Annotated in this window: 16 protein-coding genes; 8 read left to right on the top strand and 8 right to left on the bottom strand. The window is 39.0% G+C overall.

The window, feature by feature from the left end:
* Positions 1 to 86: 86 nt before the first annotated feature.
* The 5 genes from BLQ05_RS05020 to dnaN all read left to right on the top strand — a co-directional run bounded on the left by BLQ05_RS05020 (position 87) and on the right by dnaN (position 5,081).
* A complete protein-coding gene (locus BLQ05_RS05020) occupies positions 87 to 914 on the top strand; it encodes an SAM hydrolase/SAM-dependent halogenase family protein (protein ID WP_023576613.1) in 828 nt (275 codons plus the stop codon).
* Positions 915 to 950: 36 nt separating this feature from the next.
* The gene (locus BLQ05_RS05015) at positions 951 to 1,247 is read left to right on the top strand and encodes a putative quinol monooxygenase (RefSeq protein ID WP_023576612.1); all 297 of its coding nucleotides are present in this window, start codon (positions 951 to 953) and stop codon (positions 1,245 to 1,247) included.
* A gap of 205 nt (positions 1,248 to 1,452) precedes the next feature.
* Complete coding sequence (gene gldF / locus BLQ05_RS05010) at positions 1,453 to 2,178, top strand: gliding motility-associated ABC transporter permease subunit GldF (protein ID WP_023576611.1); 726 nt, start codon at positions 1,453 to 1,455, stop codon at positions 2,176 to 2,178.
* 2 nt (positions 2,179 to 2,180) lie between these two features.
* Positions 2,181 to 3,866, top strand: a complete 1,686-nt coding sequence (gene gldG, locus BLQ05_RS05005; protein WP_023576610.1) for a gliding motility-associated ABC transporter substrate-binding protein GldG — start codon at positions 2,181 to 2,183, stop codon at positions 3,864 to 3,866.
* Between the two features lie 96 nt (positions 3,867 to 3,962).
* Complete coding sequence (gene dnaN / locus BLQ05_RS05000) at positions 3,963 to 5,081, top strand: DNA polymerase III subunit beta (RefSeq protein ID WP_023576609.1); 1,119 nt, start codon at positions 3,963 to 3,965, stop codon at positions 5,079 to 5,081.
* 297 nt (positions 5,082 to 5,378) lie between these two features.
* Here dnaN and BLQ05_RS04995 read toward each other — a convergent pair whose 3' ends face one another.
* Positions 5,379 to 6,215: a universal stress protein gene (locus BLQ05_RS04995; RefSeq protein ID WP_023576608.1), complete on the bottom strand. Its 837-nt coding sequence runs from the start codon at positions 6,213 to 6,215 to the stop codon at positions 5,379 to 5,381.
* Between the two features lie 140 nt (positions 6,216 to 6,355).
* Positions 6,356 to 7,186: a universal stress protein gene (locus tag BLQ05_RS04990; protein ID WP_023576607.1), complete on the bottom strand. Its 831-nt coding sequence runs from the start codon at positions 7,184 to 7,186 to the stop codon at positions 6,356 to 6,358.
* A 258-nt stretch (positions 7,187 to 7,444) separates the two neighbouring features.
* Here BLQ05_RS04990 and mnmE point away from each other — a divergent pair, with 258 nt between their 5' ends.
* Positions 7,445 to 8,833, top strand: a complete 1,389-nt coding sequence (mnmE, locus tag BLQ05_RS04985; protein ID WP_023576606.1) for a tRNA uridine-5-carboxymethylaminomethyl(34) synthesis GTPase MnmE — start codon at positions 7,445 to 7,447, stop codon at positions 8,831 to 8,833.
* Positions 8,834 to 9,070: 237 nt separating this feature from the next.
* Here mnmE and BLQ05_RS04980 read toward each other — a convergent pair whose 3' ends face one another.
* Entirely contained in the window at positions 9,071 to 9,886 is an 816-nt protein-coding gene (locus BLQ05_RS04980; RefSeq protein WP_023576605.1) for a hypothetical protein, read from the bottom strand.
* Positions 9,887 to 10,242: 356 nt separating this feature from the next.
* On the opposite strand from BLQ05_RS04980, the gene BLQ05_RS04975 reads away from it, so the two are divergent.
* Positions 10,243 to 11,700, top strand: a complete 1,458-nt coding sequence (locus BLQ05_RS04975; RefSeq protein WP_023576604.1) for an FAD-dependent oxidoreductase — start codon at positions 10,243 to 10,245, stop codon at positions 11,698 to 11,700.
* A gap of 142 nt (positions 11,701 to 11,842) precedes the next feature.
* Here BLQ05_RS04975 and BLQ05_RS04970 read toward each other — a convergent pair whose 3' ends face one another.
* The 4 genes from BLQ05_RS04970 to BLQ05_RS04955 all read right to left on the bottom strand — a co-directional run bounded on the left by BLQ05_RS04970 (position 11,843) and on the right by BLQ05_RS04955 (position 18,082).
* Positions 11,843 to 13,495: a T9SS type A sorting domain-containing protein gene (locus BLQ05_RS04970; RefSeq protein WP_023576603.1), complete on the bottom strand. Its 1,653-nt coding sequence runs from the start codon at positions 13,493 to 13,495 to the stop codon at positions 11,843 to 11,845.
* A 33-nt stretch (positions 13,496 to 13,528) separates the two neighbouring features.
* Positions 13,529 to 15,076 carry an autotransporter outer membrane beta-barrel domain-containing protein gene (locus tag BLQ05_RS04965; RefSeq protein WP_023576602.1) on the bottom strand — a complete coding sequence of 516 codons (1,548 nt, stop codon included), beginning with the start codon at positions 15,074 to 15,076 and terminating at the stop codon, positions 13,529 to 13,531.
* A gap of 408 nt (positions 15,077 to 15,484) precedes the next feature.
* The gene (locus tag BLQ05_RS04960; RefSeq protein ID WP_081711853.1) at positions 15,485 to 17,134 is read right to left on the bottom strand and encodes a helix-turn-helix domain-containing protein; all 1,650 of its coding nucleotides are present in this window, start codon (positions 17,132 to 17,134) and stop codon (positions 15,485 to 15,487) included.
* Positions 17,135 to 17,434: 300 nt separating this feature from the next.
* On the bottom strand, positions 17,435 to 18,082 hold the full coding sequence (locus BLQ05_RS04955) for a DUF6642 family protein (protein WP_316929301.1): 648 nt from the start codon (positions 18,080 to 18,082) through the stop codon (positions 17,435 to 17,437).
* Positions 18,083 to 18,557: 475 nt separating this feature from the next.
* On the opposite strand from BLQ05_RS04955, the gene BLQ05_RS04950 reads away from it, so the two are divergent.
* Positions 18,558 to 19,013: a hypothetical protein gene (locus BLQ05_RS04950; RefSeq protein WP_023576599.1), complete on the top strand. Its 456-nt coding sequence runs from the start codon at positions 18,558 to 18,560 to the stop codon at positions 19,011 to 19,013.
* A 65-nt stretch (positions 19,014 to 19,078) separates the two neighbouring features.
* Here the strand turns inward: BLQ05_RS04950 and BLQ05_RS04945 are convergent, their stop codons facing one another.
* Complete coding sequence (locus tag BLQ05_RS04945) at positions 19,079 to 19,495, bottom strand: OsmC family protein (RefSeq protein ID WP_023576598.1); 417 nt, start codon at positions 19,493 to 19,495, stop codon at positions 19,079 to 19,081.
* Positions 19,496 to 19,677 lie beyond the last annotated feature (182 nt).

Genomic DNA, 19,677 nt, shown 5'->3' with positions numbered 1-19,677 from the left:
TTTAATTAAAAAAATAAGTTAGCTTTGCATTATCTCAAATCTAGTGAATTTTCGAAAAACTTTCTGTAATAGTTATAAACAAAATGATGTCAATAATTACGCTAACTACCGATTTTGGCCTGAAAGACCACTTTGTTGGCGCATTAAAAGGTAAGATAATTACAGAACACCCTCAGGCACAGATTATTGATATTTCCCACGATGTAGATTTATTTAACATTTCCGAAGCAAGTTACACTATTAACGCGGCTTACGGCAGTTTTCCAAAAGGTTCCGTACACTTAATTGGGGTGGATTCCGAACGTACAACCGAGAACAAACACATCGCCATGCAATGGAACGATCATTTTTTCATTTGTGCCGATAACGGGATTCTGAGTATCCTCACCCAAAAAATTGTACCGCAGAAGATTGTCGAAATCAACATTCACGATAGATTACCGGAAGGCGCTTCCGATATGGACGTATTCGTTAAAGTAGCCTGTCATCTGTCCAAAGGCGGTGCGATGAGCGTAATTGGGAAAGAGATTACGGCGATTAAGGAAATCAATGAACTTCAGGCAGTCGTGGCATCCGATAACAATTCCATAAAAGGTTCGGTGGTATATATTGATCATTTTGGAAACTGTGTAACCAATATTTCCCGAAAACTGATTCAGGAAACCGGAAAAGGACGCCCATTCGAAGTAAAATTCGGCACCAAAACCATCAAAAGCATCCATAAAAGTTATTCCGATTTTAAAATCTCCGAACGCTTTACACTGAAAGATTATGAAGGCGAACGACTGGCGCTTTTTAACGAAGCGGGCTTTCTGGAAATTGCCATCTATAAAAGTAATCCGTCTACGGTGGGTTCTGCTACTTCCTTACTGGGTCTAAAGTTTAGGGATACGGTAACCATTCAATACAAATAACCAAATAACCAAATCAACAAATAACAAAAAAATAGTATGTTTGTACGCATTGTAAAACTGAGTTTTCACGAAGAAAATATTCCGGCTTTTCTGGAGAATTTCGAACAAATGAAAGAGAAAATACGAAATGCGCCCGGAAACCGTTTTCTTGAATTGTATCAGGATAAAAACAATCCGTGTATCTTTTTCACTTACAGTTATTGGGAAACCGAACAGGATTTGGAAAATTACCGGAATTCGGAATTGTTTTATGATGTTTGGACATTCACCAAAAAGTTATTTAATGATAAACCAGAGGCTTGGAGCGTGGATAAATTACACAGCTTACATTAAAATACTTTTACACAAGATGTTTTTTTAATTATCAAAATTGAAAAATAACCGCAGATTCGCAGATTATTTTTAAATATTAATTTTTAATCTGTGAATCTGCGGCAAAATATTTAAAAGCAGAACACAAAACAAACGATAATTTACAGGTTTTGATTATTTTTGAAAGCTTAGAATCTTTGTGCCTTCGTGGCAAAACAAATTAAATATGAAAGCATTATTATTAAGAGAAATCAAATCGTTTTTCGGTTCGCCGATCGGGTATTTGGTTATCGCTATTTTTCTTTTGCTCAACGGACTGTTCCTTTGGGTTTTTGAAGGAGAATTCAATATTTTAAAAAGCGGATTTGCCGATTTGAGTCCGTTTTTCACTTTAGCACCCTGGATTTTAATTTTCCTGATTCCTGCCGTAACCATGCGTAGTTTCTCCGACGAGAAAAAACAGGGAACCATCGAACTGATGCTGACCAAACCGCTAAGCACCTGGGAAATTGTAAACGGAAAATTCTTCGGGGCTTTCTTATTAATCGTTATCGCCATCATTCCAACCTTAATCTATGTATTCGTGATTTCCGATTTGGGTAGTCCGACCGGGAATTTGGATATGGGAAGCACGATGGGTTCGTATTTCGGATTGCTGTTTTTAATTGCGGCGTATTCCGCTATCGGCATCTTCACTTCTACCCTTTCCGACAATCAGATAGTGGCTTTTATAGTTGCTGTTTTCCTTTGCTTCTTCTTCTACTTCGGATTTGAAGGATTGGCTTCTTTTATGGGGGATTTCGGCGGATTATTTTCCAGCTTCGGTTTCGATTATCACTTTAAAAGCATGAGTCGTGGCGTATTGGATACCCGTGACATTTTGTATTTCGTTAGCGTTACCATCGCTTTTTTAGCGGGAACGGTTTATCAACTTAAATCTTTGAAATGGTAATGATGAAAGAAGCAAAAAAACAAGGATTAAAGCAACTAGGATTACTCATCGCCGGCTTAATTGCTATAAATGTTTTCGGAAATTACTTTTTCAAGCGTTTCGACTTAACGGCCGACAAACGGTATACCTTATCGGAATCGTCTTTAAATATCATCAAACAAATCGACAGTCCGCTGTACATTGATGTATTTTTGGAAGGACAGTTTCCGGCAGAATTCAAACGTCTGCAAAGCGAAACCCGTCAGACCTTAGAAGAATTCAAAGCCTACAATTCCAATATCATTTTCCAGTTCGTAAATCCGTTGGAAAAAGAAGAAGAGCGTGAGGCGAATATGAAAATGCTGTACCAACGCGGTTTGACTCCGGTAAGCATCACGGTTGACGATAAAGGAAAACAATCGCAGGAAGTCGTTTTCCCGTGGGCGATTGCCACCTACAACGATAAAAGTACGAAAGTACAATTGCTGAAAAACATGATGGGCGCTTCCACGGAAGAAAAAGTGGTGAGTTCCGTTCAACATCTGGAATATGCTCTGGCAGACGCTTTCAATAAAATCACCAAAGCGAAGGAAAAGAAAATTGCCGTAATCAAAGGCATCGGTGAATTACACGACATTCAGATTGCCGATTTCCTTAAATCTGTACGCGAAAGCTATTACATCGGTCCGTTTACCATGGATTCTGTGGCTAAAAGTCCGCAGCGTTCTTTGGAAGCCTTGAAAAAATACGATTTGGCGATTATTGCAAAACCTTCCAAACGTTTTACCGAAGAAGAAAAAGAAGTATTGGATCAGTTCATCATCAACGGTGGAAAAACACTTTGGCTGGTAGACGATGTTCAGGCCGAAATGGACAGTTTGTATAATGAATCCGGTTCCATTTTAGCTTATCCTAAAGAATTGAACCTTACCGATATGTTCTTCAAATACGGTATCCGTATCAATCCGATGCTGATTAAAGACGAACAGGCAACACCAATAAAACTCGCAACAGGCGAACCGGGAAGCAAAACCGAGTACCAACAATACCCTTGGCGATTTGCCCCGTTTGTGTATCCGCAATCCCAACACCCGATTGTAAAAAACATTGAAGGGGTGAAATTCGAATTCGCCAATCCGATTGAGTTGCTGAAAAACGATATTAAGAAAACCGTTTTAATGGAATCGTCGCAGTATTCCAAAGCCATCGGAGTACCAACGGAAGTGAGCCTTGATATGGTTACCGAAGAAACGAATCCGAAAGACTACCTGAGTGGCGGTTTGTTGCCAATGGCAGTTTTATTGGAAGGAAAATTCCATTCGATGTATGAAAACCGCGTACTTCCGTTTAAAGATGCCAAATACAAGGCACAGGGCAGCAATAACAAAATGATTATCATTTCCGACGGGGATATCATTAAAAACCAATTGGATCAGGCGTATCAGCCGTTGGAATTAGGTTACGACAAATGGACGAACAATCTCTTCGGAAACAAGGAATTTTTACTGAATTGCGTGAATTATCTGTTGGATGACAACGGACTTATTAACATTCGAAGCAAGGATGTCGATTTACCGTTATTGGACAAAGAAAAAGTACACGAGAATTATACTTTCACGCAAATCCTAACTGTCGGATTACCAATAGTTGTACTGGCTGTTTTCGGATTCCTTTTCACGTTCTTACGAAAACGAAAATATGCACGGTAGTTGTTAATAAAAAATATTTTTAAGTTGACTATATTAGAATATATTTGTGAATTGTAAAATGAAAATAAAATTTTACAACCCTAAAAAAGAAAGAAGATGAAGTTTATAGTATCCAGTTCCTATTTGTTAAAACAATTACAGGTTTTAGGAAGTGTTATCAACAGCAGTAACACCCTGCCTATTTTAGATAATTTCTTATTTGAATTAGATAACAACCAATTACGTGTTTCGGCTTCCGATTTAGAGACTACCATGTCATCTACTTTGGAAATTGATTCTACCAGTAAGGGAAGTGTAGCGGTTCCTGCAAAATTAGTATTGGAAATCCTTAAAACTTTCCCGGAACAACCGTTAACCTTTACTGTTGAAGACAATAATACGATTGAAATCAGCTCCAATTCGGGTAAATATGCCTTGGCATACGCACCGGGTGAGGAATTCCCTAAAGCAGTGGTTTTAGAAGAACCGTCTTCTACATTGGTACCTGCCGAAGTATTGGCAACGGCCATCAGCAAAACGATTTTTGCAGCCGGAAACGACGATTTACGTCCGGTAATGTCGGGTGTATTCTTTCAGTTCTCTACAGAAGGTTTGATTTTTGTGGCAACAGATGCTCATAAATTAGTGAAATATGCGCGTACGGATGTAAAAGCATCACAGGCAGCCGATTTCATTATGCCAAAGAAACCTTTAAACATTTTAAAAGGAATCTTGGGAACATCGGATGCGGAAGTGAAAATCGAATACAACGATTCCAATGCAACTTTCTCTTTTGACAATTATACATTAACTTGTCGTTTAATCGACGGAAAATATCCGAACTACGAAGCGGTAATTCCGAAAGAAAACCCGAATAAATTAGTGATGGACAGATCGCAGTTCTTAAGTTCTGTACGTCGTGTGGCTATTTTTGCTAACAAAACCACACACCAAATCCGTTTGAAAATCGCCGGAGCCGAATTGAACATTTCTGCAGAAGATATCGACTACTCCAACAAAGCGGAAGAACGTTTGACATGTGATTACCAAGGTGATGACATGCAGATTGGTTTCAACTCCCGTTTCTTAACCGAGATGTTGACCAACTTGCAATCAGACGAAATCCAATTGGAAATGTCGTTGCCAAACCGTGCCGGAATCCTTACTCCAGTTGACGGATTAGACGAAGGCGAAACCGTTACCATGCTGGTAATGCCGGTAATGCTGAATAACTAATTTAGAATTCAGAAATCAGAGGGTAGAAATTCAAAACTCTAAATTCTAATTTCATATTTCTAAATTCAAAAGCGCTATAACCAACCCTTTTATACCAAAGAACCGCAATCCTGTTATGGGGAATTGCGGTTTTTTATTTTTACTACTTAGACTATTTAGACATTTTAGAGTGTTAGACTTCTTAGACCTTTTAGAGCGTTAGATCTTTTAGATTTTTTGATTGTACCTTAATACTTCCCTTCTGCCTTCTGCCTTCTGCCTTCTGCCTTCTGCCTTCTGCCTTCTGCCTTCTGCCAACTACTTACTCTCATGAAAAGCCAACAAAGGTGTTTCGATATGGTACGCCAATTTCTGAGTTAAACTGTGTGTAAACAATTCCTCAAAGAAGTTTCGTTTTTGGGTTATCATAGCCAGAATATCAATATCCTGATGCTCCACAAAATCCAGAATGGTTTCTTTCACATCGTCGTGCGGAATCAGGAAGAACTCTACTGGCTCGTTCTTAAACTCTGATTTCCAGTATTCAATCCCTTCTTGGGTAACCTTGAAACTATGCGTTTTCACCGCCAGACATTTTACGGTAGCGTGTAATTTTTTTGCAATGGCAATAACCCTATGCAGCGCAATTCTGTCCTGATCGTTGAACGTAGTGGTAAATCCAATGTATTTTATTCGCTTAAACTTGGCCTGAATGGGCACGCTTAAAAGAGTTACCGGTATATTTACTATCGCATTACCGGTGTTGGAACCCAAAAACATTTCCTGCAAACCGGATGCACCATTCGTACCCATTACGATCATGTCAATGTGATCTTCATGGCACATGTCTTTCATAATGCGTACCAAATCCCCGTGACGGAGCACGTGACTCATTTTTACATCGCCCAATTGGTGTTTTTCGGCAATCTTTCTGAGATGCGGAATCTGGTCTTTAAAGTTCTCAAAATTATTGAGTTCAATGGAATCGTAAATTTCAACCAAAGTGACCGGCACTTCACCAAATGAAATTGTAGGCAAATCATACACGTGAAGCACTATAACTTCAGCATTTATGGATTTTGCCATTTCCAAAGCATACACAAACGCATTGTTGGCCGTTTCGGAAAAATCGGTAGGGAAAAGCAGCTTTTTCATAATCGGTTGATTTTAAAATTCTTACTTAAAGTTACTGAAATTCCCGCAAATAAAATCTGATAATAATCAGTTTTACAATTATTTAACCTGAGTTAAAAAGAAATCATTCATCAATGATTAAAAAAAACGTACTTGTCTTGTTATACATTGATGGACAAAATAGGAGTATCCGTATGAAAAGAGAGCCTTTGTGTTAAACTGCGTGTGAAAAGCGTTTTAAAGAAATTACGCTTATGAGCAGGCATCGCAAAAACATCTATATGTTGTCCTCTTATAAAATCCAGTATGGTTTCTTTCACATCGTCATTCGGAATCAGAAAAAAATCCACAGGCTCTTTTTTGAAATCTTTTTTCCAACGCTCCACTTCAGAAGGCGCTATACTTAACGTATCGTTTATCACCGTAATGCATTTCACTTTAGCGCCAAACATGGTGGCAAAATTGACCACTTTCATCAAAGCGATACTGTCCCTGTCACTAAATGTAGTGGCAAAACCAATACTTTTAATATCTGCATACTGAGCTCCATCCGGAACTGCAAGTACCATAGCCGGCAAATCAGTAATTACACCGGAAGTATTCGTTCCCAAGAAAACCTCCAGCCTGCCCGTAGCCCCTTTTGTTCCCATAACCACAAAATCAATATGTTCCTGTTGAATCACCTCCTTCATGGCATCCGTTAAATTTCCGTGTTTTAAAACATGACTCATCTTTACGGCACCCAGATTGTGTTTTTCTGCCAACTCACGAAGGTAAGGCACGTAATCCTTAAAGTTTTCAAACTGATCAATCTCCACACTGTTGTAAATTTCCAATAGATTATCCGGTAGCTGTGTATATGTCAGATTCGGCAACTCAAACAGGTGCAGTACGACAACTTCAGCATCATAAACTCTGGCTAATTTTAATGCATATACAAAAGCATTATTGGCTATTTCGGAAAAATCGGTAGGAAAAAGAATCTTCTTCATGACAATTGATTTTCAGTTACTCACATAAAGTTACCAAAAGAACCGTACATGAAGTAGTATAAGCAAGTCTTTTAGACCATCTGCAAAAAAATCAGGTATGTAAGGTTTAACACTTCGTTTCTCACCCTTCTTAAGTTTCTTGATAGCTTAGTTTCTTACTCGGTTCTCAATCACCATCAACTACTAACTCAACAACCCAAAACCAAAAAACTTTGTACCTTTGCCACTTTATAACTTTGTAACTTCGTAACAAAAAAAATGATTTCACACGATACCATTGTAGCGTTAGCAACACCCTCAGGAGCAGGTGCGATTGCGGTTATCCGTATTTCGGGTAAAGAAGCCATTGCCATAGCCGCACAGGTGTTCCAGTCGGTTTCAGGAAAAGACATTACCAAACAGAAAACCCATACCCTGCATTTGGGACATATCGTGGATAACAGCAAAGTTATCGATCAGGTACTGGTATCCCTTTTTAAAGGAACGAATTCCTATACCGGGGAGCCTACCGTAGAGATTTCCTGCCACGGTTCAACGTATATCCAACAACAGATTATCCAATTACTGCTGCGTAAAGGATGCCGAATGGCACAAGCCGGGGAATTTACCCTTCGCTCCTTTTTGAACGGTAAAATGGACTTATCGCAGGCCGAAGCCGTGGCCGATTTGATTGCTTCCGATAACGAAGCCAGCCATCAGATTGCGATGCAGCAGATGCGCGGCGGATTCAGTAACGAGATTGCCAAACTGCGCGAAGAGCTTTTAAACTTCGCCTCCCTCATAGAACTGGAACTGGATTTTGCAGAAGAAGATGTAGAATTTGCCGACCGTACCCAATTCCACGAGTTATTAAACCGCATTGAGTTTGTATTAAAACGTCTGATTGACTCCTTTGCCGTGGGTAATGTGATTAAAAACGGTATTCCGGTAGCCATTGTAGGCGAACCAAACGTTGGTAAATCAACACTTTTGAATGCTTTATTAAACGAAGAACGCGCCATTGTATCCGACATTGCCGGTACAACCAGAGATACCATTGAAGACGAGTTGGTGATTGACGGTATCGGTTTCCGATTCATTGATACGGCCGGTATCCGTGAAACGGTAGACGTGGTGGAAAGCATCGGTATCAAAAAAACCTTTGAAAAAATGGAACAGGCACAGGTAGTGGTTTATCTGTTCGACAGTTCGGAATATAAAACATTGGGCGGACCGCTGCAAACGGAAATCCAGAAGATTAAAAACCAATTCCCTTTAAAACCTTTGGTTATTATCGGGAATAAAGCCGACAAACTGAACGAAACCGAACGTACCGAACTGAAAGCCCTGATACCCGACATCCTTTTACTGAGTGCCAAAGAAAAACTAGGCATTGACGAACTGAAGCACCAACTGCTTTCGTTTGTAAATACCGGAGCCTTACGCAACAACGAAACCATCGTTACCAATACGCGCCATTACGACTCACTCTTAAAAGCCTTAGAAGAAATCCAGAAAGTGCAATGGGGATTACAGAGCGGTATATCTTCCGATTTAATGGCCATCGATATCCGTCAGGCGTTGTATTATTTCGGGGAGATTACGGGTCAGGTTACCAATGACGAATTGCTGGGGAACATTTTTGCCAATTTCTGTATCGGGAAATAAAAAAACTCACCTTTAGTTTTCTGTGATTTTTACCATTTGATTTATAAGTGATTGTGATTATTTACTTATTCATCATTTCTCAAAATCGCTTCAGTTGTTTGCATCTGCTGTAAATCTTTTAAACCCAAAAGGTGAAACGAACACCCATAAGAATTACAGAATCAAAATCTCCTCATTCGATCAAATAAAAAAAGCTGATTAAAATTAATCAGCTTTTAAAATAGTGTGTCATCTAAATTAAGGTAGGGCTACAGAAACCTTCCCATTTAAAACAGTTCCATTTCTTAAAACGGTATTGCAAAAAATAACTGTCAATGTTGTCCCGTCATTAATAGTGAATAATTTCGTATTCGGCGTAGAGTTGCCTTCAATTAACACCTGGTTAGAAGATTTTACAACTTCTTTATTATAATCTGTTATATCAAAACGATAGTCAACACCAAAATACTGTCCCGTATTTGGATATCCATTGTTTAATTCGTTAAAGTTGATTTCATAGATATTTGGCCAACTTCCAAATGTGATACCAAAATTCCCTTCATCACAACACATTGGATCACTAATTTCAGGAGAAACAGTATCCCATACTCCCGAAATACTAACATAGTTGTTTTGTGTATAGGTACAAGGTATTTCAGATGTTGTAAATTCTTCCCAATCATTCTCCTCATAAATACCATTTTTTGTAAAACAAGTATAGAAATATTTAGTATTTGGTTCTAATGAACTGATAGTAGTACTGAAATATCTTCTGTAAGGTTCATACTCCACATTTTCATCTACCATAATAATTTGTTCACCATTAGTATTATTCATACTTTCGGTTCTAAAGACAAATCCTACTTTATAGGTACCGGGCCCTTGATAATAATTATTGGTATTATCTATAAAACCATTTAGGGTTACAGCGTTCTGTGAAGTGTAAGTAGTGTACGACCTGGGTCTAGGAACTTCTCTCCCTTGGGAAGTATCGTCACTAGTACCATTGTCGCCATCACTGCTGCATGAAGTGATAAGATTTAAAACAAAGAAAAGGGCAAAAATTTTTTTCATTTTGGTTACGGTTAAATTTATGTCCCCAAAAGTATTGAATTAATATGCCATATTAACATGAATCCTCTTAAAAAAATGGTTGGTTCCGTTTATTTAAAATGGTGTATCGAGTATCCTCATAATTCTTGAAAAGACAGTAACGAAAGCATAGACTATTTCAAAAAGAAGTTTTCCGGGAAGCCTAAAAAACGTAAATTTGAAAAAAAAATTCAGAACACTGAAAATAGTATTTTAACATCCCACGTACACCTCTACCCTCTTACACTCTTATAAATAGAGGGGGAAATCTGTATCGGAAAAAAATCTGTTAAACCGTTATAATTTTGAGGAAACTTAAAATCAAGTAAAAGAAGGAAGTGAAAAAAGAGGAAAATGAAGGAGTAAACTGGATTATCTGTCCGGAATGTCAGGGACGCGGTAAAAAAAGTCGAAGGCTCAGCAAGAAAGTGCGACACCTCTACCAGATAGCATTAGAGCAATTTGAAAAAACGAATGGCGAAGGAGTAGCACCGGTTCGTCCTAAAGCTCCCTTATACTCCTGCCCGAACTGTTCCGGATCCGGGTTAGTTGCTTCTGCCGTTCCTCCGAAACCAGATACAGAAAACTATCCGCACGTTGCAATTATTGGTGCCGGTATTGGTGGCGTGGCACTGGCTGTGGCTTGTTTGCACCGCGGGATTCCCTTTACCCTTTATGAGCGCGATGACAACTTCAATGCCCGGTCTCAGGGCTACGGACTCACTTTGCAGCAAGCCAGTAAAGCGATTGAAGGATTGGGCATTTTCGCATTAGAAGAAGGCGTGATTTCAACAAGACATCTGGTTCATACCATAGAAGGAAAAGTTATCGGTGAATGGGGAACCAGAAAGTGGATGCCCTCCGATAGGATAACGACTCCAAAACGTAGCAACATACATATCGCACGGCAATCGTTGCGCTTAGCGTTACTGAAGCAGCTTGGCGGAAACGATGTGGTACAGTGGGGACACCAGTTAGTGGATTTTAAGGAATGTGAGGAGGATGGCATTACGTTAAACTTTCAGGTAAACGGAAAAATTAAAAGCGCTAAAGCAGATCTTGTGGTCGGCGCCGATGGTATTCGCAGTTCGGTGCGGAGATTACTGATTGGTGAGGAAGTTACCCCTTTACGTTACTTGGGCTGCATTGTGATATTGGGTATTTGTCCGTTGAGTGCTCTCGAAGATATTGATAGTCCGTTACTGGACTCGGCCACTGTCTTTCAAACCGCCAACGGTAATGACCGGATGTATATGATGCCTTATACGTCCGACTCCGTAATGTGGCAACTTAGTTTCCCCATGCCGGAAAATGAAGCTAAAGCGTTAAGTGATAAGGGACCTCAGGCACTCAAAGAAGAAGCGTCTCGCAGAACCCAATGGCACAATCCCGTTCCTCAGATTGTAATGGCAACCCTGGAAGCTCAGATTTCCGGTTATCCTGTGTATGATCGGGAAGTACTTAAGTCGGAATTGCTGGAAAAAAAGGGGGCAGTGACGCTGATTGGCGATGCGGCGCACCCAATGAGTCCGTTTAAAGGACAGGGAGCAAACCAGGCGTTGCTCGATGCACTCTCACTCGCTCGGGGAATCACAAGAGGATGTAAATCTTCATCACACTGGAGAAAAGCCGGAGTGAGGGAAAGTGTATTAACCGAGTTTGAAACGGAAATGGTAGAGCGCAGTGCCGTCAAAGTGAAAGATTCAGCTGCTGCTGCCGAGTTTTTACATTCCGAAATTGTGCTTCATGAGGGTGATGAACCCAGAGGACGGTGTCTGAAGAAAAAAGGAGATTAAAATAGTCGCACTATCAACTAACTTCATTTTCTTTTTTAATACAGATTCGCAACTCACGTTAACACATCCTGAAACTACATCCATATAAAAAAGCCTTGCGTTTTAAGGCAAGGCTTATAAATAACACCAAATAAATTTCGTTCTATTTTTTGATAATTTTTTTAGTAATTGTTTGTCCGTTGTCTAATTTGATTGTTGCCATATAAACACCTTTGGTTAATGATGAAACATCAATCGTATTACTATTTGTTTTAGTATGGATTAACTGACCAACAAGGGAATAAATTGTAATACTTTCAATTTGGTAATCTGAAGCAACAGTCAGAATATTTTCAGCAGGATTAGGATACATGCTAACCAACTTGTCAAAACTCTCAGTTCCCATTACCGGTTGGGTGTATGTGAAGGTTAAGTAAGGTTTGTCAAAATCCCAACCATCCACGGCAATGTACTCTTCCGGATAAAAATCCCCTTGAGGCATGAATCCAATAGAGAAATAATTATTTACTAAGCCGTTACTAATGTCCGTTTGTACTGCAGCCGAAGTTAGCGTATGTGCCTTCCATCCTACAGAATTAATGGCTGTGGTAACAAAAGGCCCATAACCATACTGCTCAATAGCATTGTATAAGGCGCTTCCGCTAGCCGTAACAGGGTCTAACGTAAGTTGTGAGAAAACCAATTCATGACCATAGGCCGGACTGTAATCCGGAGAGGCATAATATACATAGTAGTTAATCGTTACGCCGTTGGAAACGATAGCATCTTCTGGTACCGATGCGGTATTAAATTTAGCCCAACCTCTAAGGAAATCTTGCATACCTCCATTATCAGCATCTCTTCCAAAACCGATATCTGCAGTAAGTTTATAGTAATCGGAAGAGTAAACAGAACCCGTATTGTAATTTGACATGTCAGGATATACCGTTACCGTTGGATCTACTGTTACCGGGAAAATCCTGTTTGTACTCAAAAGCCAGCTTGTTTTAACTTTTGTAGCAATCGTTAAAACATTGTCTTGGGCTTCTACAGTCATTATAGTGTTATTGCTACGCAATTTTTTTCCTCTACCATCAAAGGAATACGGGTTGCTGTAAAGGTAGATTCTTTCTTGCTTTTCATTGCTTACCACTACCCCATCTTCGGTATTTGCATACGACCAGTTAGCTGGAAGGATTACTTTTTCGGTGAAAACCAAATAGGTTGCATTGGCTGGTGCATTAACAAGCGCATCGGCACTTGGAATGATGTAGTTTAATTTGCGTTTTCCGTTTAACACAACAAACTCCGCGTTAATGGCACCGTACAAATTGTTATAATACGCTTTATCATCGACTGTAGTTACCGGAACATTGGCACTTTGCTGTTCGTTCACTTTTAAACCGGCAACTTCCCAGTACATCGTAGTGTTAAGGAATTCCAATACTTCGCCTTCTTTGGTTTTGTTTTTTACGCCTTTATGTGCTGTAGTCCCAAAATAAGACTCCATTAGGTTTTCTTTATTGGCGTATGAGTAGATTGTGGAGGAAAAAGGGCGGATAGTGTTTTCTATGTTTGAGAAAACACCTTCCTTTTGATAATGGATTGGCCCAGAAGCAATAGCCGCTGTGTAAGACCCGTCTTCGTTTAGAAAATGTTTGGCAAACAGGTCTCTCTTTGCAATTACTTCATTTCCCTTATCATCATAAATGGGATTTTTAGAAGCTGTTTGTGCAAAACTTATACCGCTTGCCAGTAGGATGACAGCAAAGCATAAGTGATGTGATTTTAATAGTTGCGTAATTTTTTTAATCATTCTTTTACAGGTTTTAGATGTTATACATATTTATTATTTTGCGTCTAACTTTTTCATATCATGCATTTGCGCATCATTCTCTTGTAACAGCTGTAATTCGGCACCTTTAGCGTCGATAATCATAAATCGTTTAGGAGCATTAAATTCATGAATACTTCCGTTCTTAGCTGTAAAATTTTTAGGAGCCCTGCTTGCGATAATGGAATAAGAAAACTCAATATCGGAAGTACCATTCGCCAACTCCACCACTTCAAAACCTGTTGCCGATTTATTGGTAACATAAACACCGTTACAATCACCTTCCAATTGAACGAATACTTTTAAAGGATGCTCTTTATCCACTAAAATATTCTCACTCAAAATCGGATTGATTGTAATGGTAGCGCGACCATTTACCAATTTTCCGGTGCCATAATCCTGAAACAAACTTTCCGGTGCCGATACCGCCGGCATTACAATAGTCTTGTTATTGCTTTCAATAGTCGTTGCGTTTATTCCGGGACCTACGACATTTAACATCACCTTATCTTCGGCTTTAGGTTGTGAGGTTTTGTAGGTATCATAATACGTTCCACCGGTAACTAAGGCAAAACCGGTCCAAATATTATAACTACTTGCATATCCGATATAGGCGGCACCACTTGCTGAAGGAAAGCTGGAATACGTTCCCACGGGATTACCTTGCGTTATTATTCCGTATCGGTGATTTCCTGCAAAAACATTGGTTGCTGTTAAGGCTGTTAAACCTGCTCCGTTAAATTGTGCTGCGGTTCCTTGGGTTGCATTCAAATAACCCGCAAAGGCAGAACCGGCAGCTGTTTGACTGGTACTGCGAATTCCTATAGCTCCAATAGCATCTATGGCGGCGCCTCCCGTTGTTCTGAAATTGGTGACTTTCATAGCGTTGGGGGCTACCGAGGTTGCGCTTGCTTCAACAGTAATGGCAGTACCGGCAGCATTAGTGGTAGAAAGAATTCCCGAACCCACAGTGGAGTAATTCGTTACCTGCAAACCGGAATATACATTATTGGTATCGTTATGATCTATCATAACACCCACTCCGTCAGCAGTAACATTGGCGACAATACCAATGGTGTTGTTGTTAACCACATTGGTTCGTTGTCCTGAAATACCCGCTGCAGTAGAATTATTATTAATTAAAAGTCCCGAACTTGTTGCATTAGTATTAGTAATAGTTACGGCTCCTGCGTCAGCACTAATAACACGGCCTGCACCTGCGCCTCCTTCATCATAGGCTTTATCTAAGGTATTGTGTGGTGTTGATGCCGCACCCGCAGCCATTCTTTCCCAAGCAGTGCCGTTCCAGTAATAGTAACCGGGGGCAACATCATTAACCGTTGCCGTATTATACACTATCGTTCCTGCCAACAAGGCGCCACCTAAAGGGTTTACTACCGGAGCACTTACAGTAGTCGCACTTAAAGCAATTTGAGGTGTTAAAAAACCGTTTGTTGCCGAAGTGACTTCTAAAGCTGCTCTGGGAGTGGTTGTTCCAACACCTACCTGAGAAAATGCTACAGGAGATACCGTTAAAAAAACAAGTAGTACTATTTTTTTCATCTTTATGATTTTTGTTAACTATTTAGCCAGGTTAAAGACATACAATTCAAGCTAAATCCTTGGCTGACTAATTTGATGCAAAAAACAAAAATTACTATGGTGAAAAAAGTGTTTGTGTATCTGTTTTCCGTAATTTAGAAATACTGTTATTTACGAATAACTGTAAATCAATTAATTACAAAACAACACTACCGCTTCAGTAGTGTTTGAAAAGTGTTCTAAAAAAGGATTGGCGATGGAGGGTAGTACCTAAAACAGGTAAATTTAATTTTCCAAATAACCATTTTTCAGCTACGCTACGATAGCTTACATGCTTTAAGGAAAAAATTAAAAGAAAAGCAGTAGATCGATTAATTGATTTTTAAATTCAGTAATGCAGTGGTTTACTTTTCAGATTGCCGACAACTGTTACTTCTTTTCAAAATACTTAATGAACTCGGATGGAGAAACGCCAACTGTATTTTTGAATACCGTTGCAAATTTGGAATGCGAGGAAAAGCCGGTTTCTTCAGCAAGGAAATTTATTTTGTATTGTCGGTAAACAGGGTCATCGTTTATCTTCTGAACGATATAAGCAATTCTTAAATCATTGATGTATTTGTTAAAGTCTTTCCCTTTGTGTTTCTTGATAATGTACGACAGGTACTTGGTATTGCTCTCTATTTCTGCAGCCACATAAGATAAAGAAACTTTCCTTTCAAGGTAAAGCTTCTTATTTTCAAAATTATGAAGCTTTTCCAATAATTTTTCTTCTGCCTCAACAGACATAAGCATGTTTTCTTCTTCCTTATCGTCTGTTTCAGCAATTTTATGCTCTGTAAACAAAACCTCTTGGGAATCACGTTGTTTGGCTTCTAACTGTTCTAATATGGTTTCGATTTTCTTTATCTGGTTTTGTTTTTGCTTTTTATAGTACAGGAAAAAGGAAGTTCCAAAAACAATTAAGGCCAAACTCGACAAAGTATACATTACAGTCTGTTTACTGGTACTGTCCAGATATAGCTTTTCCTGTTTGGAAATCGTACTGCTTAAAGCGGTATCCACGGCTTTCTTATCAATATTGGAAATACTGTCATTTAATGCCGTAAACAAACCGAGGTATTTTTTAGAGTCTTCCGTTTTATGCAATTCCAGATAGGATTTGGATAACGTTTCAAAAAGATCCCTTCGTAATTGCGGAAAACTGGCTTTTTTCTCTAAGGCAACCCCCATTTCTGCATATTTTACCGCTTTATCATATTCTTTTTGGTCGTTATAAAAATAACCTAATTCGCTTAACAACACCACGCGCTCTACCAAAGGTACCGGTTTTGCATTGTGTATTTCAAGGGATTTCTGGTAATACTCGCCCGCTAATTGCTGATTGCCGGATTTGGAATATTCGTTAGCCAGAATGATATAGGAATAGGAAATCAGACTGTATTTTTTGGAAATATACGAATTGTCGGTTTCGGATATTTTTTCCGCTTCGGCGATGCTTTTGTTGATATTGGAAAAAACAGAATCCTGAGCCACAGCGCTTTTCATAAAATGATTTGACCGGTTACTGTAAATCACACTTATCGCATGATGCCTGTTGTTGCCCGGTTTAATTTTTTTAGCATACTGCAACGCCTGTTCCAGTTCTTCGCTGCTTTTGTTCAAAAGACCTAATTCAGAGTAAGCACATCCTTTAAGCCGGTGAATATGAGACAGCTTTTCATAATCTTTAATTTCATTGCCTATTTTCAGGAACTCCTCATCAAGAGTAATCACTTTATTATAATCGGAACTATTGAAATAAATAATGGCTAAAGTGTGCCCTACTCTGGTTATACCGAGCTTGTACCCTATGCGTTTACAGTCTTTGTTTATTTTATCTAATATGGGAATTGCTTTTTCAGGATTGCCTGTATGCACATAAACATTTGCCTGGTCGAATTGTTTATTGATACCATCTATGGTAGCCGTTTTTTGAGCAAAGACTACACTGGAAAATAAAAGTAGCAAAAGATGAATTTTGTTTACAAGAAGGTAATATAAACTCGCTCTTAAAGAAGTAGGCATAATTCGTGGCATTTTTTACAAAAAAACTTGTTTCTATTTATTTTCAGAAAACGGCTTTACATTCGGGAAAAAAGATTTTACAAAAACATAATGTTATAATAATCCTCTAACAAGATTTTGAAAGTCAACTAAGTTATAGAAACAAATTCAATATCCAAAACTTCCCATACTAAAATAAAAAATGATAGCGTTATTCCGATTTACAACATCAATTTTCATAGGTATACCTACGAATATAACCGGAACATTATTCGCGGCAATATTGTTATCGATTCTTTCGCACTAAACCATTACCCTCTTCAATCCACATTCTCAATAATACATCCTGAAACCCATACCGGTGCACAAAGCGGGTTGCTTTTCAAACAAGGTTTCCGTTAATTCCACCACGTCGTCGTATTCCTGACTCAAATAGAAATAAAAGTTGTCCAATACCGTACTCAAAACCGGAGCGGCATTCACATAACCGGAAACCGCTTTGGCTCCCGTAACATCTAAAAAGTACTGAAACGTTTCTTCCTCCAAATCCAGTTGCAGGGTGTTGGCAAAGTGAATGAGTTTCCCTTTCAGCTTGCCTTCAAAAAATTCGGCTATTTCTTCAAAACTATAATAGAAGTCACCAATTTTCAATTCATTGTTTCTTCCTTCAAAGGCCAGATAAATAACGGCATAATCCTTGAAATGACGGTCTTCATACAATAACGTACTGATACTCTCTTCGAAACCCTCTATACAGTCACAGGTTTTATACACGTTAGTGATACGGTACTGTTTCGCCAACGATTCCATGGAAGCAAGTATGGCACTTCCCATTGCCGCTTCCACATCTTTAACGGATTCGAGACAGTAGAGGTATTTGTTTTCAGACATGATAGTTAATGCTAATGTAGTGTTGTGGGAATAACCACAAAGGTAGTTTCTTTTTCTGTATCGTTGCGTATTCTCAGGCTGTTGATGCAAGGATTGTTTTTGTAATTCCTTCCTTTAGAAGGTGTCCGCAATAACAATCCACACACACCGTCATTGCGAGGAGTCCCGATAGCTATCGGGACGACGAAGCAATCTCATAATTAAAGAAGAGATTACTTCGCAGGCTCGCAATAACAGGAACCACTAAAAAATTGAAATTATATAACTTATTTCAAAAGTTCTGTAACACCCATTTACAAAAGAATTCCCAAATTTACATAAGCTAAAAAACAGATTTTACCGTCGCAAAAAATCTGAAAAAACAGCTTAAAAGAAAGTTCGATTTTGATTGATTATTTTCAATAAAGACCTTTGATTTCATAGGTCTTTATTTTTAAAGAAAGTATAAATGCCTTTTTTAATTACTTATTTGAAAAGAAGATCTATTATAAAATTGAATAGCAGCAGATTGACAAAAATTACAAACCGCACAAGTTGCACAATACACAAATTAAATTTTACAACTATGAAAACAATATTTTCAATTGCAATAGGATTCATGCTTTTGGTATTCGGTTCTTCCATGCAGGCTCAGGTTTCTTTAAATGTGAATGTCGGAGAACCGCCTTCTTGGGGTCCGGCGGGTCACACCGGGGTAAACTACTATTACTTACCCGATATTGAAACCTACTACGATGTTCCCGCAAGGCAATTTATTTATTACAACAGGGGAACCTGGGTGCGCACAAAATACTTGCCGAGAGCCTACAGAAACTACGATTTGTATGGTGGTTATAAAGTGGTGTTGAATGACTATCGTGGTAAAAGTCCTTACGCCCATTTCAAAAACCATAAAGTGAAATATCACAAAGGATATAAAAACGGGGTCCAAAAAACATATGGTGCCAAACAAAATAAGCAAGGCAATCATGGAAATCAGGGCAAAAAGAATAATCATGGCGGGAATGGTAAAAAACACTAATCCCATAAATTAAAAAAACCGGAAGCGCAGTACATGCACTTCCGGTTTTTTATTGTAAGGTGCTACTACACCAAGGCAGCAGTCAAACTGATTGAAGCTTTCAATGATTGTGAAATCGGACACGTTGCTTTGGCTTCCGCCGCAATTTTCTGAAACACCTCATCCGTAATACCCGGCACTTTCGCCTTTAAATCAAGATGACTTTCCGTAATCATCCCGTCTTCAAAAGTAACCTTGGCTTCTACACTCAAATCCTCCGGTGTAAAACCCGCATCACCAAGCAAAAAGCTCAGTTTCATCGCAAAACAACCCGAATGGGCAGCTGCAATCAGTTCCTCGGGGTTAGTGCCCACCCCCTCTTCAAACCGCGACTTAAACGAATATTGCGTGTTGCTTAAAACGGTACTCTGTGTGGTAAGGGTCCCTTTTCCCTCCATACCACTGCCTTTCCAGTTGGCACTTGCTCTTCTGTTAAATTTCATAATTAGTATAGTATTGGTTATTTATTATGTTTAAGCCTTAAGTTGTATTCTCAATCTATCTGCTTTGTACATCTGCAATCTTGTTTCTTGCTTCTTACTTCTTACTTCTTGCCTCTTGCCTCTTGCTTCTTGTTTCTTGCTTCTTGCCTCTTGCTTCTTGCCTCTTGCTTCTTGCTTCTTGC

The organism is Flavobacterium saliperosum (assembly GCF_900100625.1).
Lineage (GTDB): Bacteria > Bacteroidota > Bacteroidia > Flavobacteriales > Flavobacteriaceae > Flavobacterium > Flavobacterium saliperosum.
This window is presented reverse-complemented; position numbering and strand designations above follow the sequence as displayed.